Origin of the sequence: Paenibacillus apis, assembly GCF_018333295.1 — a bacterium.
GTDB lineage: Bacteria > Bacillota > Bacilli > Paenibacillales > Paenibacillaceae > Fontibacillus > Fontibacillus antibioticophila.
This window is the reverse complement of the sequence record NZ_BORS01000034.1, coordinates 1-15,493: the sequence shown is the minus strand read 5'-3', so window position 1 is coordinate 15,493 and position 15,493 is coordinate 1. Positions and strand designations below refer to the sequence as shown.

Genomic DNA, 15,493 nt, shown 5'->3' with positions numbered 1-15,493 from the left:
ATCGCTTCTTTCACAACTTGTAAACGTTTTTCTTCATTCAGCCTTTTTCCCATACCGATCATCTCCCTTTGTCCTAAGTTTAAATTATTGGGCAGGGAGACTCCAGTTTAATTAGGGGGCCTTGGAGGAAAAGCATTAAAATTACTTGCGTGGAGCTCATACGGCGAATTTAGTGCAGAAAGGCATTATAATTACTAGCGCGGGAGCTCATACGGCGAATTTAGTGCAGAAAGGCATTAAAATTGCTGGTGCAGGCGCTCGTACGGTAAATTTAGTGCAGAAAAGCAATATAATTGCTAGCGTGGGAGCTCATACGGTGAATTTAGTGCAGAAAGGCATTAAAATTGCTGGCGTGGGAGCTCATACGGCGAATTTAGTGCAGAAAGGCATTAAAATTGCTGGTTCAGGCGCTCGTACGGTGAATTTAGTGCAGAAAGGCACTAAAATTGCTGGTGCAGGCGCTCGTACGGTGAATTTAGTGCAAAAAAGCATTAAAATGAGTAGACGTAAAAAGTTGGACGGAAAACGGACTCTTACGTTTTCTCGCCCAACTTTTTATTTGGGGGACTGATTGAACAGTCCTTTTTTGATTGCATTTATTAACGCTTCGGCTTGTAGATTCGTTCGGGGTCTTCTTCCACCCGGCGTTTGCGGCGCAGCAGCTTTCGGACATTCTGCCTCAAGCCGTACCCTGCATAGAGCACCAGCGGCACAAAAATCAGCTTGGAAATCTGTTCGGGAAAGATCACCGCGATCATCACGGCCAGAAGGACTACAAAAGGAGTAAAGATAAGCGCCTTCTTGGGTAAGCCCACTTTTTTGAAGTTCGGATATTTCACGGAGCTGACCATCAAGTAAGACAACAAGATCATAGAAATCATCAAATAAAGTGCGGAAATATCTTTGCTGAATAAGGAAAGCGTAGCGACTACACCGCCTGCGGCGGGAATCGGCAGTCCAATGAAATATCCCGGGATTCCTTTATGAACGTTGAATCGTGCAAGTCTCAAGGCTCCGCACATCGGAAACAGCGCCGTAACCACCCATACTAATCCGGTTTGGGGCAGACTCTGAAATGAAATCAGATACATAATGAGTGCCGGTGCTACGCCAAATGAAATGACGTCTGATAAGGAATCAAGCTGTTTGCCGAATTCGCTCGAACAATTCAAGGCTCTGGCGACACGTCCATCCAGGCCGTCCAGCAGCATAGCGACAATTACCATGATGGCAGCAAGGCTGTACCTGCCGTCAAGAGCCAGCATCATGGCCAGCATTCCGAGAAACAAGTTACCAAGGGTAAACAAGTTCGGAATTGATTTTGTAATCATCTTTTCACCTCATAGATATTCAGGTAACATCACTTGATTGTAGGGAATTTAGATTTGCCTGTCAATGAACACCTGCTCTTGAAGCCGCTTCAGCCCTTCCTTGATCGCGCGGGCTCTCACTTCACCGATGCCGTCCACTTCATCCAGTTCTTCGATGGAAGCTGTAAGCACATGGGGAAGCTCATCAAATCTTTCAACAAGATTATGGATAATCACATTCGGAAGGCGGGGAATCTTGTTCAGGATGCGGTATCCTCTTGGAGAGATCAATTCCTCGGAAGTCGTCGCTGATGACGGATAGCCAAGCAGACGGGTAATATGATTGTCGTCCAGCAGCTCGTCATCGGTTGATCGCTTCAATCCTCCGATAATCTCGCGGATCGCCTCATCACTGCCGTCCTTTGCGTAGTCCTTATACAACAGCCAGGCCTCTTCTTCCATGTTACTGACCAATTCCTCCATCTGCATGCTGATCAGGCGTCCCTCGGTGCCAAGCTCGTTAATAAAGCGCTTGATCTCCATTTTGATGCGAATCACCATCTCGACCCGCTGAATCACGTTAATAACCTCCGGAATCGTAACAAGCTCTTCAAATTCCGAGGCAGACAGGTTGGTCAATGTCTGGTTCAATACGGCTCTGTATTTCTCCAAGGTCTGAATTGCCTGATTCGCCTTCGTCAGAATTACGCCGATCTCCTTCAGTGCGTATCTGAGGCCGCCCTGGTACAGCGTAATAATATTCCGTCTTTGCGAGATCGAGACCACAAGCTTGCCGGTCTGCTTCGCAACCCGCTCCGCGGTACGGTGCCGAATTCCTGTCTCTGAGGAGGCAATGGATGAATCGGGAATAAGCTGGGTATTGGCATAAAGAATCCGTTTCAAGTCTTCGCTCAGAATAATCGCACCGTCCATCTTGGCCAGTTCGTACAGATAGTTCGGTGTGAAATCACAATTGATGGAGAAGCCGCCCTCGACGACCTCCATCACTTCAGGGCTGTATCCGACAACGATCAGCCCTCCCGTCTTCGCGCGAAGCACGTTCTCAAGGCCGTCGCGAAATGCCGTTCCCGGTGCCACAAGCCTGAGCAAATCATTCATTTTTTCCGCTTGGGTAGTTTCCTTCATTATCTAGTGCCCCCTAATCTAACGCAACAGCTAGCGCATCTGCAACGGTATTAACACCGATTAATTGAATATCCTTGGGGCCTTTCCAGCCCTTCATGCTCTTCTCGGGAAGGATTACCCGCTTGAAGCCAAGCTTTGCCGCCTCCTTGACCCGCTGCTCCGCCCGGGACACCGCCCGGACTTCGCCGGTCAGGCCCACCTCGCCGAAGATGACGTCATACGGCTTGGTTGACAGATCCCGGAAGCTGGAAGCAATGCTCACTGCCATAGCCAGATCGACAGCCGGCTCATCCAGCTTGACCCCGCCGGCAAGATTCACATAGGCGTCCTGATTCTGAAGGAACATGCCCATCCGCTTCTCCAGCACGGCAATGATCAGATTCATGCGGTTATGGTCCACTCCGGTTGCCATTCTTCTCGGTGAAGGAAAATGCGTAGAGGCAATCAGCGCCTGCAATTCAACCAGCATCGGGCGCGTGCCCTCCATACTGGCGACGACCGTTGATCCCGCCACTCCAAGCGGCCGTTCCGAGAGGAACAGCTCGGAGGGATTGGCTACTTCGGTAAGACCTGCCTCATTCATCTCAAAGATCCCGATCTCATTCGTTGAACCAAAGCGGTTCTTGACCGCCCGCAGCAGCCGATAGGAATGATGGCGTTCCCCTTCAAAATAGAGAACGCAATCGACCATATGCTCCAGCATCCGCGGCCCCGCAATGGCGCCTTCCTTGGTCACATGGCCTACGAGAACCGTAGCAATGCCCTGGCCCTTGGCAATCCGCATGAAGCGTGCGGTGCATTCCCGCACCTGGGATACGCTCCCGGGCGCACTTGTAACCTCTGCCAGATAGACGGTCTGGATGGAGTCAATGACAAGGAAATCCGGCTTGATCTGATCAATGGCCTCCTCGATATTGTCCATGCTGCTCTCGCACAGAACGTACAGTTCCGCCGAGAGCGCGCCCAGACGCTCCGCGCGAAGCTTCGTCTGCCGGGTGGATTCCTCTCCGGAAATATAGAGAACCCTCAAGCCTGCCCGGGCCATTTCATGAGAGGTCTGCAGCAGCAATGTCGACTTGCCGATCCCAGGATCTCCGCCGACCAGAATAAGGGAGCCTGGAACTACGCCTCCGCCCAATACCCGGTTAAGCTCGGCAATCCCCGTCTGAATTCGCGGCTCTTGACCACTTTCTATATTTATGATCGGAAGCGGCTTTTCTTTCGTATGAAAAATCCCCGAAGTGAGACCCTGAGTCTTAACGACCTTCTCCGTCTCCTCCACCATGGTATTCCATGACCCGCAGCCGGGGCATTTGCCATACCATTTGGGCGTCTCATACCCGCATTCCGTGCAATAGAACTTTGTTTTTACTTTAACCATTTACCTCTCCTTTTCACACACTGCAAAATTTGTAAAACCATGCAGACAGCGGTATAAGGTATCATTCAAAGTTTACCATTGTTTCATTTCAACGGGAAGCATCTCCGGCAGAAACGGAGAGGTTATGGAACAAAAAAAGCAGCTACAAAGCTAAGCTTTGCAAGCTGCTTTTATTCTATTACATCGGTAAAACGCGTTGATTTTTGTAGAAAATCCACGATATTATTTGAACTTTCACATCAACTGATCAATCAGCTCGGCGATTCCCTTGGTACGGGCGACCGTAGAGTTATTTAGAAATAGCACGTCCGTAACGTGATGCTCCTCTACAAAGGCAGTCAGGCTGCCTGTATAAAACCTGGGATCGATATAATAAACAGACTCAAAATGCGGGATCAGATACGGAATGAACGCATTGGCATACGAGTCTTTGATCACAACGATGCTCTTGCCATTACGCTGCTCGGTCTGAATTTCTCCCCAAGGTAAATCTCCCCCAAGGAAGACGGAGTACAGGCCGATATCCTCCTTGGCATATGCCGGATCAACTGCTTTACCTGCAACTTCCTTGCCATTCGAATAATGCCTGGTGTAGCTGTAGGTATCTTCCGGCTGATAATAAGTAATCACATCCGGAAGGGACTTCAACTTGTAGTTTAACGTTGCCTTATAAGACGAGCCCAGGAATCCTTCGATTTCCCCCTGTGTGAAGGTGCTCAGCGGTATCGCTTCTTCTCCAATGGTCTTCATGAATTCGCTATAGGCATAATAGGCGCCCAAAGCAGTCCAGTGATGATCTGTACGAAAATAGATGTCCTCTCCCTTATGCTCATCCAGCACCCTGTAAGCATCAATCTGTTGAATTTCGGGGGATAGCAATTCATTTATATGTTCGAACGCCTCCTTCTGGGAATCCGAGAGCCGGCTATATTGATCATGATCAATAAATTCGGAGGATGTCGGGACCAGCATGGAATAGACGCGGGCTGCGGACTCAACCTTGGAGCGAAAGCGGTTCAGCGTTTCGGCATACATCTCGGCAGCGGCCTTCGAATACTTAAACAGTGTATAAGCCTGCTCTTTATAAATTAAATATTGCGTATCCTGGCTTTCTTCCACCAGTTGCTCCATATTGTTATTATCTGTCAATCTAAATGCGGTATTGTCTCCTCCTTGCTGAACCAGGATCGCCTCCTCGTCAGGCAGTCCTTTCCACGTCATAATAAGTGCGCCTGTCTTAGCCATGGAAGTGCGGAGGGGAAGATGATCATTGAAATATTGATTGAAATCCTGAATGAAGGCGCCTGTCGCCAGACTCTCCCAAGAAAAAGCAGGGAGCTCTCTCAGGGCCCGCTGCTCAAGGGAGGAGACACTTCCACTATCCGTGTAGGCATGAATCAGACTGATGATCCCATAACCAAAAATCATAACCAGAAATAAGACCGTATTTATTTTATATCGTAAATTCATACTGCTCCTCCATTTATCAGAAACGATAGTATAAAAAGGGATTATAAGAACTGCCGACAAGCAAGACTGTACAGAGTAAGAGAATAAGGACTTGAAGGACCGGAGCACCGGCAAGCGTAATTCCCCTTCCCAGCCTTGGAAACCCCTTGGCAAACCACTGTGCGCCTGTTAGAAGCAGCGGTGTTGAAAGAATCAGAGCTGCAACAACCAGGATCAAATTGTCACGCACATAGAATCCCAATTCTACATTGAGAATGGCTTTATGATTAAGGCCAAACATGGTCAGCAGGGCATGGATCGCTTCAGACAGATCCGTAAAGTAGAACCAGACCCATCCGACCAGAATAATCAGCACGGCATATATATGGGCAAATAGAGCAGGCAGCTTTTCCAGCCATTTACCCAGAAACTGTCTTTCAATATAGATTAGCGCGCCGAAATAAAGCCCCCAAATAATGAAGTTCCAGCTGGCTCCATGCCAGATGCCGGTCAGAAACCAGACAACGAACAGGTTCCGCACCATGTTTCTTTGATTGCCTCCCAGAGGAATATAGACATAATCACGGAAGAATCCCCCCAGAGACATGTTCCATCTCCGCCAGAACTCCCCCGCAGACTTGGAGATATAAGGGTAGTTGAAGTTCTCCCGAAGGTTGAATCCGAACATTTTACCCAAGCCGATCGCCATATCCGAATACCCCGAGAAATCAAAATAAATCTGCAAAGCGAAAAGCAGAATGCCGAACCACATCCCCAATACAGTGACGGAGGCTTCGTCCGCATGTAGCAGGAGATTGGCCGATTCTCCCAAGAGGTTGGCCAGCAGCACCTTTTTCCCAAGTCCGTATACAAAGCGGGAGACCCCTCCACTGAAGCCGGCCAGGGTGACCTGCGGGCGTTCGATCTGCTCTTCGATATCCCGATAGCGAATGATCGGCCCGGCCACTAAATGCGGGAAGAAAGAGACGTAGAACAGGACCTTTTTCGGCGACCGCGGAGCCTCGATGACTCCCTTGTAGACATCTGTGAGATAACAGATTAATTCAAAGGTGAAGAAGGAAATGCCGATAGGCAGCTTTATATCCGGAACGGGGAGCTGAAAGGGCAGCAGCGTGTTCAGGGTCTCCATCAGAAATCCGGTGTACTTAAAAAAGCACAGAAGTCCGATGTTGACTGCAATAGCTGTGATGAACAAGAATTTGGACAGCGAGGTTCCTCTTGTCCGCTCGATGCCGAGAGCAAATAAATAGCCTAACAGGGACGCAACAAGCAGCAAGATGACCCAGACCGGCTCCCCCCATGCATAAAACAGATAAGAGAATCCGATCAAAATCCATATCCGATGAGCGGGCCTTTTGAATAAAAAATAAGCCGCGAGCAGAACAGGCAAAAAGAGGTATAAAAAAATCATGCTTGAGAAAACCATGTGTGCAACTCCCTTCTCTCTATCAGAGCTTCCGAAGAGAAGTATAGAAAAGGAAAGTTAATAATCCATACAGCAGTTCTTAACAAATGCTTACCATTTTCTTATCTTTCTATTCGAGCTAACCGAGGCAGGCGGACCTGTCCCATAGGCCCTTGCTAATCATGCTGCGTGCTGAAGGCAACATGTGAAGGTTGCTTTCGATCGCTGTTGCTCGCGAATTCCTTTGATTAAATAAAATCTGTAATTGCAGGAATCCACTCGCAAAGGCGAACACTGACGCTTCTACAGCACACTTCGCACCGAGCGCAGCTTGCAGCGCGCGGTGTTTCGCATCATGACGGTGATTAGTGGACCGCTTGAAAATATGGATCGTACTCATCCAGTGAAAAAAGTTACCTTAAATTCAGTGGGAATAATAGAAATGCGTATATAGTGAAATTTTTGTACTTAAAGTTGACTAAAACACGGGTTTGGCTAGTTACTGGCGATCTAAGGTAAGTTTTTTCACTAAAAGTGGGTTCGAGCGTCAAATGAAGAATTTAAGGTAAGAAATTTCACTGGAGCGCGACCAGTTGAGGCTGATCAAGCAGGACAAGAAAATGTCAGAGCAAGAGTGGAAGGCCGGTGAGACAAGTTAATTTCGGAGAAAAGCTTCAGTACGGATAGGACAGGCAAAGTTTCGGTGTAAGACCAAAACATCGGGAGGGGGAGGCGCAACTTTAGGCTCGGTAGGTCATTGACGTCGTGCATAAGCAATAGCGCAAGCTTCCATTCGCGCTTAGCTCAAAGCTGGGTGTGTCTCCTGCTTGCATACCGCAGGGAGGTGAGTTAATAGCAGTGCAGTTATTGCTATGCAATTAGGTACAGCATGTGCAAAATTCATTGCACCTTTCAGCACGGCATGTGCAAACTGCATTGCAGTTAAACCGCAATGGCGAAGTGGGAAGGGCATAAATGTGAAGTATGTTGAAGAAGCGTCAGCGTTCGTAAGCATACTTCACACGTTGCCCCATACCAACTTGCCCCTTCTATTTTTCCGTTGCCAGCGGAAGCAAAACCTCGAAGGCCGTGCTTTGCGGGCTGCTCGTAACGGACACTTGGCCCTGATGGACGTCGATAATGCTCTTGGCAATCGCCAGCCCCAACCCGGTGCCTCCGCTCGCCCTGGAACGGGAGCTGTCCACCCGATAGAAGCGGTCAAACAAATGCGGCAGACTCGACGAAGGAATTTCTTTGCCATAGTTAATGAATTTCACACGAGCCCAAGACTCTTCGATAGAAATTTCAATATCGATAAATTTACCATCGGCGCCATATTGAATGGCATTGCTCAATAGATTCTCAAATGCACGTACCAGCAAATCCCCGTCTGCATGGATGATTGCATTCTCCTGGCGCGCGGACACACGGCATAGCATGCCGGAGCTGTCCAGTATCGGGACAAATTCCTCCGCCAGCTGACCCAGAAATCCGTTCAGGTCAAGCTCGGACTTTTGTAAAGGCAGGCCGTTCTGAATCCGTGTATATTCGAAAAGCTGATCGATCAGCTTCTTCAGGTCCTTCGCCTTCTCATAAGCGATGTTCACATAGTAACGCAGCTCTGTCTCGTCTTTGTAACGATCCTCTTCGATAACCTCCAGAAAGCCCAGAATGGACGTGAGCGGGGTCCGGAGATCGTGGGAGACACCGGTGATCAGATCATTCTTGGATCTCTCCGCCAGGCGCTCCTCTTCGATAGACTGATTCAGCCGGTCCGCCATATGATTAATGCTATCTGCAATCTTGGCCAGTTCCCCCGCTTGGGCCGGGATCTTCCGATCCAGATTCCCCTCCGCCATTTCGCCAAGACCGTTCGTGATCTCTTGAATGGAGACATTAAGCCCCTCCACTGCTGCGTTTAAATGCTGCGCCAAATGACCAAGCTCATCAGAGGTCCGCAGGGGGATCTTTACATCCATGCGCCCGAGTCCGACCTCTGTCAAGGCTTGATCCAGCTCTTTTAAATACCGCATGGTTCCCCTTGTCAGCATCCAATACGTCAGGATAAAGATTCCTGTACCTGCAACGATCATCGCAGGAATGGAGCCCCATTGCTGGATGATCCCGCGAACGATCTTTCGAATGGGAGACCAAAACGTCGTATTAGGGAGCGTCAGGATATAGGCGGCCAATTGATGGCATAAATACATGACGGCGACGGAAAGCAGCAGACTGACGATCGCGGACCCTAAAAATTTTACTCTTAGTGAAATTAGTCGTTTCAAGCTCATCATGAATACCTTGCTTTCTTATTGGGCTTCTATTTTATAACCGATTCCCCACACCGTCTTTATGTATCGGGGATTCTGCGGATCCAGCTCAATCTTTTCCCGGAGTCTGCGGATATGGACCATGACCGTATTTTTCGACTCTATATAGGGTTCCTTCCATACTTCCTCATAGATTTTGTCCATGCTCAGCACAATCCCGCGATGGAGTGCCAGCAGCTTGAGAACCTCGAATTCTCGCGGGGTTAATTTGATCTCCCGTTGGTCGACTGTCACTTTATGCATGGCCGTATGAATCACCAGATCATCGATCACAATTTCATCCGGGGCAGGAGCCTGGGAGGTGTTATTGATATATCGATTATACCTCCGAAGCTGTGACTTTACCCGGGCGAGCAGCTCCAATGGATTGAACGGCTTGGTGACATAATCATCCGCCCCTATGCTCAGACCGGAGATTTTATCCATATCCTCACTCTTGGCTGACAGCATAATGATAGGCGTATCGCGTTCTTCACGAATCCGCATGCAGGCCTCCAAGCCATCCAGCCTCGGCATCATGACATCCAGAATGATCAGATGAACCGGATGCGATTCAAGAAGCTCCAGCGCCTCCAGCCCATCGGATGCAGTCAACAGGTCATAACCTTCATTACGCAGATAAATCTCCATCAGCCTAATAATTTCTTTCTCATCATCCACTAGTAAAATCGTTTCCTTCACTTCGACGTACCTCCTTGACAGGTATGTAAGTTCGGCAAAGGAGGCCCGGATTCCTCCTGTTGCCTTTCTTAACCGGGGAAGAGGGCTTATCAGGCAAGTCCTCAAAACAAAAAGTTGGGCGAGAAAACGCAAGGTTTTCCGTCCAACTTTTGTTCATTCGCTCTTTTCGTTATTGCATACAAATTCTGATATTCATCAGGCGTTTCGAGTGTAAGTTCCCGTAGCTGCTACCGTCAGAACACCGTTCTCTTCATCGATGGTCAAGGAATCGCCCTTTTTCACGTTTCCTGTCAGCAGCTCTTCCGATAACCGGTCTTCGATATGCTTCTGAATTGCCCGGCGAAGCGGACGTGCTCCATAAGCGGGATCGAAGCCTTCCTTGGCCAGGAACTCCTTCGCTTTATCCGTCAGCGTAAAGTCCACATCGTATTCTCTCAGGCGCTTGCGGAGTTCCTCGGACATGAGCGTAACAATCTCGGCGATGTGCTTTTGCTCCAGCGAGTGGAAGACAATGATTTCATCGATCCGGTTGAGGAATTCCGGACGGAAGCTCTTCTTGAGTTCTTCCATCACTTTACCCTTCATGTTGTCATAATCGGCACCGGCATCCTCAATGGCTGTAAACCCAAGTCGCGAGTTCTTCTTGATCGCATCGGCTCCGACGTTGGAGGTCAGGATAATCAGCGTATTTCGGAAGTCCACGACACGCCCCTTGGAGTCTGTCAATCGGCCGTCCTCCAGAACCTGGAGAAGGATATTGAAGACTTCAGGGTGAGCCTTCTCGATCTCATCAAGGAGCACTACGGAATAAGGCTTGCGGCGCACCTTCTCGGTCAGTTGGCCGCCTTCCTCATAGCCTACATATCCCGGAGGAGCCCCGACCAGACGGGCAGTAGAGTGCTTCTCCATGTATTCCGACATGTCGATTCGAACCACGGCATTTTCATCGCCGAACATGGATTCCGCAAGTGCGCGAGCCAGCTCCGTCTTCCCGACCCCGGTCGGACCGAGGAAGATGAAGGAGCCCATCGGCCGCTTCGGATCCTTAAGACCTGCGCGAGCCCGGCGGATAGCCCGGCTAACCGCTTTGACGGCCTCATCCTGGCCGATCACACGCTCATGCAGGATAGACTCCATATTGAGCAAGCGCTCGGTCTCTTCTTCCTTCAGCTTATTGACCGGAATTCCCGTCCAGCTGGCAACCACCTGTGCGATATCCTCCGGTGTTACTTCGGAATCGGTCCGTCCTTGCTTTTCTTTCCATTGGTTCTTGGTTATATCAAGCTCTTCGCGAATCTTCTGTTCCGTATCCCGCAGGGCCGCTGCTTTCTCGAATTCCTGACTCTGAACGGCAGCGTCCTTCTCCTTGCGGATATCCTCCAGACGGCTCTCAAGCTGCTTGAGGTTAGGCGGTACGGTGTAAGAGTTCAGCCTTACCTTGGAGCCCGCTTCATCGATCAGGTCGATCGCCTTATCCGGCAAGAAACGATCCTGAATGTAGCGATCCGACAGCTTCACCGCCTGCTCAATCGCTTCGTCCGTAATTTTTACGCGGTGGTGAGCTTCATAACGGTCCCGAAGCCCATGCAGAATCTGGATGGCTTCCTCAACGGAAGGCTGGTCAACGTTAATCGGCTGGAACCGGCGTTCCAATGCGGCATCCTTCTCAATATATTTGCGGTATTCATCCAGCGTTGTCGCACCAATGCACTGGAGCTCGCCCCGAGCCAATGCAGGCTTCAGGATGTTGGAAGCATCGATGGCTCCTTCGGCCCCGCCTGCCCCAATCAAGGTATGAAGCTCGTCGATGAACAGGATAATGTTGCCTGCCTGACGAATCTCATCCATGATCTTCTTCAGACGATCCTCGAACTCACCACGATATTTCGTGCCGGCGACAACGGAGCCCATATCAAGGGTCATTACCCGCTTGTCGCGAAGTGTCTCCGGAATTTCATTGTTGATAATTTTCTGGGCAAGCCCTTCTGCAATGGCCGTCTTCCCGACGCCCGGCTCCCCGATCAGAACCGGATTGTTCTTCGTCCGGCGGCTAAGTACCTGGATAACCCGCTCGATTTCCTTGCTGCGGCCAATGACCGGATCCAGATTGCCTTCCTTCGCCGAAGCGGTAAGGTCGCGAGCCAAGCCGTCCAGCGTCGGAGTATTCACATTGGCCGGAGCTCCGTGATGACTGGATACCGCCTCGCTGCTTCCCAGCAGCTGCAGAACTTGCTGACGGGCTTTGTTCAGGCTAATGCCCAGGTTATTCAGAACCCGTGCGGCAACGCCCTCGCCTTCGCGAATCAGGCCAAGCAGGATATGCTCGGTTCCAACATAGGTATGTCCCAGCTTCCGCGCTTCATCCATCGACAGCTCTATAACCTTCTTGGCACGCGGTGTATAGGCAATGTTCGTCGGCTGCTCTTGCCCCCGTCCGATCAAGGTTTCCACTTCATCCTGAATCTTCTCAAGCCCGAGTCCAAGACCGATCAGAGCCTTGGCCGCGATTCCTTCGCCTTCCCGAATCAGTCCAAGCAAAATATGCTCGGTTCCAATATTATTATGCCCCAGTCTGACTGCTTCCTCTTGAGCCAGTGCGAGCACCTTCTGCGCACGTTCTGTAAATCTTCCAAACATCATCCTACATACACCTCCAATAAGAATCTATTCCGTTAATTACCCATTTTTTCCCGAATCAGCTTCGCCCGGTACATATCACGTTCGCCTGGAGAAAGATTCTCTCCAAATTGCTTCCGCAGGTACCCCGGCTGGGTCATGACATTCAGCTCGTTAATAACCTGAGCGGGGAGAGACTCAATAAGGCCAATATCTACGCCAAGCCGTACATCGGACAGCCGCTGAGCAGCTTCCTTGGAATCGATAATAGCTGCATGGGACAGAATCCCGTATGATCTCATCACCCGGTCCGTCATCCGAAGTCTGGACTCATGGAGAAGCTTCTCGCGCGCGTTCTTCTCATGCTCGATGATTTGCAGGACAACTCCGTACAAATTCTCAATGATTTCCGCTTCGCTTTGTCCCAGTGTAATCTGATTTGAGATTTGAAACAAGTTCCCGATTGCATCGCTGCCCTCACCATAGATGCCGCGTACGGTAAGTCCAACCTGAGATACAGCCGACAAAATAAGGTTGATCTGCTGGGTCAATACGAGCGCCGGTAAATGCATCATGACAGAAGCCCGAAGACCGGTGCCGACATTGGTCGGACAGCTTGTGAGGAATCCGCGGTTGGCATCGAAGGCATAATCCACATGCTTTTCAAAAATATCGTCCACTCGTGCGGCCTTCTCCCATGCTTCCTGTACTTGGAGCCCCGGATATAAACATTGAATTCGCAGATGGTCCTCTTCGTTCACCATCACGCTAAGACTTTCGTCCTCGCTGATAAATGCAGCGCCATTTCGCGATTCATTCGCCAGGCTGGGACTGATCAGGTGCTTCTCCACCAGAATCTGCTTATCCAGTTCCTCCAACTCGTTCATTGAGACAGGAATCAGCTTGCCAAATTGCTTCAGCTCTTCGTCGGCAAGCACGTCCTTCATCAGGCTAAGAATCTCCTCCGACTGTTGATTGGTGGACAGCATCGGAAATGGATGGTGAATCAAGTTGCGGGCGATGCGTACTCGCGTACTCATTACAATTTCCGACTCGTTGCCGCCCCGGCTCATCCACTCGCTGAGCGGCTGCTCTGTAAATCGCAGACTAGTCATCGCGCCTTCCTCCTAATTTGATTCTGCGGATAATTTCTTTTCAAGCTCCCGAATCTGATCCCGAAGCGCTGCAGCTTCTTCGAACTCTTCCTGTACGATTTTGTCCTGCAATTCCCGGCGAAGGTCTTCGATCTTGCGTTCAGCCTGGATGTGAGCGCCTACCCGCTTCGGAACCTTGCCTACATGGACGGTATTGCCGTGTACTCTTTTGAAGAGCGGATCCAATCGGTTGTTAAAATATTTATAGCATGAACTACAGCCAAAACGTCCAATTTTGCTGAACTGAGCATAGGTCAGACCGCATTCCTCACAACGAAGCGGCTCGGATGGCTTGGTCTGTGCCGATTGCCCTTGAAAGCCGGGATGAAATTCCATCAGTCCCGATAACAGATTATGGATGGAGAAACCACCGGATGTTCCCGGAATCAGTTCTCCCTTTTCCCTGGCACAAGCTTCACAAATATGAAACTCCGTCTTCTCTCCATTCACAATTTTAGTGAAGTGCAGAGTAGCCGGGCGTTTGCCGCATTCTTGGCATTGCATGATCAATATCCCTCCTTGTCTGGATTGACCTGGATTACCGCTCTAACTCTTAGCTGAGCAACGAAATGAGCATCGCCTTCATCATTCTCGCCCGGATCTGATCCCGGTACGGCAGCTTCACCATCAGTACCTCGCGGGATACAGCCGCCTGCATGAGGGCCGCCTCACGGGTGGTCAGGAAGCGAGCCTCCACTAACTGATAAATTAACCCCTCCGCTGCGGACTGCCCCATCTCTTCACCGATGGTTTGATGCAGATGTGTGTGGAGCGTGGTCGGTCCCGGCAGTTCAATACGGCGGATTCTGACATAGCCGCCGCCGCCCCGCTTGCTCTCGACCAGATAGCCTTTCTCCAGGGTAAATCTTGTACTGATCACATAATTAATTTGTGATGGCACGCAGGAAAATTGCTCAGCCAAATCATTGCGCTGAATTTCAATGATCCCCTCGGGGCTGTCCTGCAGGATGCCCTTGAGATATTTTTCGATAATATCGGAAATATTGCGCATCACTTACCCTCCATAACCCTTTGGACCCTTTGTTTGAGTTGATTTGAATCGAGTTGAATCGGTTTGTTGACTTTGACTTTCTTTGACTTTATATACATTATAACATAAATCGTTATTTTGCCAAGGGGATATCGTATCCTCGATAAATTCAGTTTGGGCGCTATAGACGTAAATTATTCTATACCAGCCGAAGAGACGAGAAAACCTCTAATGATGTTTTGGGCTATGCTAATGGATGTTTTGGACTTGCTAACTAACGGAGTATCTTTGGACTTGCTAACAGAGTATCTTGGACCTTCTAACGGACATTTTGAACTATTAGCCGACTTTTTCACACATTTTTAGAGGGTAACGGACATTTTCGGCATTTAGGATGCTCAAACAGCTCTAATTCACACAACTCACCTATCTTAGCTGCCAAAATGTCCGTTACATTTCCGGCTTCATCCATAGTGGCCTTTAAGGAGACGTAATGTCCGTTATACCAAGTACTTTCCCCTGAACAAATTGGCCTGTCAGAAAACAATAGCTTTGGGTTACTCGTATGTGGTTTGGACACATCGTATACTGACTAGTCATGTTCAAGAACATGCTGAGAAACAAAGACTCGTATGTCTTCCAGTAGTGTATTGCATCTACTGCCGGTGCATCAACTTTAGCCCCATAAAGTTCAATATTACTTCAGCACGGCGATCCCGACTTTGCTGCCAAGCGGGCGGAAGTTCTTTCGCCTATCAGCAGGTGAATAACAGGATTTGTACATTCTCAGCAGCATCAAGATCCCCAAGACCCAACTCAATTGTGGAGCGTGTAAATTTTTCCGTTTCTTTGGCCCCAAGAAAAAGAAAAGAGAAAGCAAAGAGCACCACCGAGTGATCGGCAGTGCTCTTTGTGTTGCTTGGCGGCGTCCTACTCTCCCAGGACCCTTCGGTCCAAGTACCATCGGCGCTGGAGGGCTTAACGGTCGTGTTCGGGATGGGTACGCGTG

12 protein-coding genes and 1 rRNA gene are annotated in these 15,493 nt (G+C 49.6%); 1 reads left to right on the top strand and 12 read right to left on the bottom strand.

Annotated features, from left to right (window positions below):
* Positions 1 to 145 precede the first annotated feature (145 nt).
* Positions 146 to 571 carry a hypothetical protein gene (locus tag KI362_RS24875; protein ID WP_301630945.1) on the top strand — a complete coding sequence of 142 codons (426 nt, stop codon included), beginning with the start codon at positions 146 to 148 and terminating at the stop codon, positions 569 to 571.
* A gap of 28 nt (positions 572 to 599) precedes the next feature.
* On the opposite strand, the gene pssA is transcribed toward KI362_RS24875, so the two are convergent.
* From pssA to rrf, 12 genes are all read right to left on the bottom strand, one after another.
* A complete protein-coding gene (pssA, locus tag KI362_RS24870) occupies positions 600 to 1,331 on the bottom strand; it encodes a CDP-diacylglycerol--serine O-phosphatidyltransferase (RefSeq protein WP_301630944.1) in 732 nt (243 codons plus the stop codon).
* A gap of 48 nt (positions 1,332 to 1,379) precedes the next feature.
* Positions 1,380 to 2,456 (bottom strand): DNA integrity scanning diadenylate cyclase DisA, encoded by a 1,077-nt coding sequence (gene disA / locus KI362_RS24865; protein WP_212943372.1) that lies wholly within the window; start codon positions 2,454 to 2,456, stop codon positions 1,380 to 1,382.
* Between the two features lie 13 nt (positions 2,457 to 2,469).
* Positions 2,470 to 3,837, bottom strand: coding sequence for a DNA repair protein RadA (gene radA, locus KI362_RS24860; RefSeq protein WP_301630943.1), 1,368 nt, complete (start codon positions 3,835 to 3,837; stop codon positions 2,470 to 2,472).
* Between the two features lie 234 nt (positions 3,838 to 4,071).
* Positions 4,072 to 5,307, bottom strand: a complete 1,236-nt coding sequence (locus KI362_RS24855; RefSeq protein WP_301630942.1) for a DHHW family protein — start codon at positions 5,305 to 5,307, stop codon at positions 4,072 to 4,074.
* A 16-nt stretch (positions 5,308 to 5,323) separates the two neighbouring features.
* A complete protein-coding gene (locus tag KI362_RS24850) occupies positions 5,324 to 6,718 on the bottom strand; it encodes an MBOAT family O-acyltransferase (protein WP_301630941.1) in 1,395 nt (464 codons plus the stop codon).
* Positions 6,719 to 7,761: 1,043 nt separating this feature from the next.
* A complete protein-coding gene (locus KI362_RS24845; RefSeq protein ID WP_212944406.1) occupies positions 7,762 to 9,003 on the bottom strand; it encodes a sensor histidine kinase in 1,242 nt (413 codons plus the stop codon).
* 18 nt (positions 9,004 to 9,021) lie between these two features.
* The gene (locus KI362_RS24840) at positions 9,022 to 9,723 is read right to left on the bottom strand and encodes a response regulator transcription factor (protein WP_301630940.1); all 702 of its coding nucleotides are present in this window, start codon (positions 9,721 to 9,723) and stop codon (positions 9,022 to 9,024) included.
* 195 nt (positions 9,724 to 9,918) lie between these two features.
* Positions 9,919 to 12,363, bottom strand: coding sequence for an ATP-dependent protease ATP-binding subunit ClpC (clpC, locus tag KI362_RS24835; protein ID WP_212944414.1), 2,445 nt, complete (start codon positions 12,361 to 12,363; stop codon positions 9,919 to 9,921).
* Positions 12,364 to 12,395: 32 nt separating this feature from the next.
* Positions 12,396 to 13,454: a protein arginine kinase gene (locus tag KI362_RS24830; RefSeq protein WP_301630939.1), complete on the bottom strand. Its 1,059-nt coding sequence runs from the start codon at positions 13,452 to 13,454 to the stop codon at positions 12,396 to 12,398.
* A 12-nt stretch (positions 13,455 to 13,466) separates the two neighbouring features.
* Positions 13,467 to 13,997, bottom strand: coding sequence for a UvrB/UvrC motif-containing protein (locus KI362_RS24825; RefSeq protein ID WP_301630938.1), 531 nt, complete (start codon positions 13,995 to 13,997; stop codon positions 13,467 to 13,469).
* A 49-nt stretch (positions 13,998 to 14,046) separates the two neighbouring features.
* On the bottom strand, positions 14,047 to 14,505 hold the full coding sequence (locus KI362_RS24820; protein WP_301630937.1) for a CtsR family transcriptional regulator: 459 nt from the start codon (positions 14,503 to 14,505) through the stop codon (positions 14,047 to 14,049).
* Between the two features lie 896 nt (positions 14,506 to 15,401).
* A 5S ribosomal RNA gene (rrf, locus tag KI362_RS24815) occupies positions 15,402 to 15,493 on the bottom strand; the annotation flags it as partial.

Excerpts from the sequence above, each read along its gene's own strand:
- pssA (WP_301630944.1), bottom strand. The coding sequence starts at position 1,331 with ATGATTACAAAATCAATTCCGAACTTGTTTACCCTTGGTAACTTGTTT.
- disA (WP_212943372.1), bottom strand. The coding sequence starts at position 2,456 with ATGAAGGAAACTACCCAAGCGGAAAAAATGAATGATTTGCTCAGGCTT.
- radA (WP_301630943.1), bottom strand. The coding sequence starts at position 3,837 with ATGGTTAAAGTAAAAACAAAGTTCTATTGCACGGAATGCGGGTATGAG.
- KI362_RS24855 (WP_301630942.1), bottom strand. The coding sequence starts at position 5,307 with ATGAATTTACGATATAAAATAAATACGGTCTTATTTCTGGTTATGATT.
- KI362_RS24850 (WP_301630941.1), bottom strand. The coding sequence starts at position 6,718 with ATGATTTTTTTATACCTCTTTTTGCCTGTTCTGCTCGCGGCTTATTTT.
- KI362_RS24845 (WP_212944406.1), bottom strand. The coding sequence starts at position 9,003 with ATGAGCTTGAAACGACTAATTTCACTAAGAGTAAAATTTTTAGGGTCC.
- clpC (WP_212944414.1), bottom strand. The coding sequence starts at position 12,363 with ATGATGTTTGGAAGATTTACAGAACGTGCGCAGAAGGTGCTCGCACTG.
- KI362_RS24830 (WP_301630939.1), bottom strand. The coding sequence starts at position 13,454 with ATGACTAGTCTGCGATTTACAGAGCAGCCGCTCAGCGAGTGGATGAGC.
- KI362_RS24825 (WP_301630938.1), bottom strand. The coding sequence starts at position 13,997 with ATGCAATGCCAAGAATGCGGCAAACGCCCGGCTACTCTGCACTTCACT.
- KI362_RS24820 (WP_301630937.1), bottom strand. The coding sequence starts at position 14,505 with ATGCGCAATATTTCCGATATTATCGAAAAATATCTCAAGGGCATCCTG.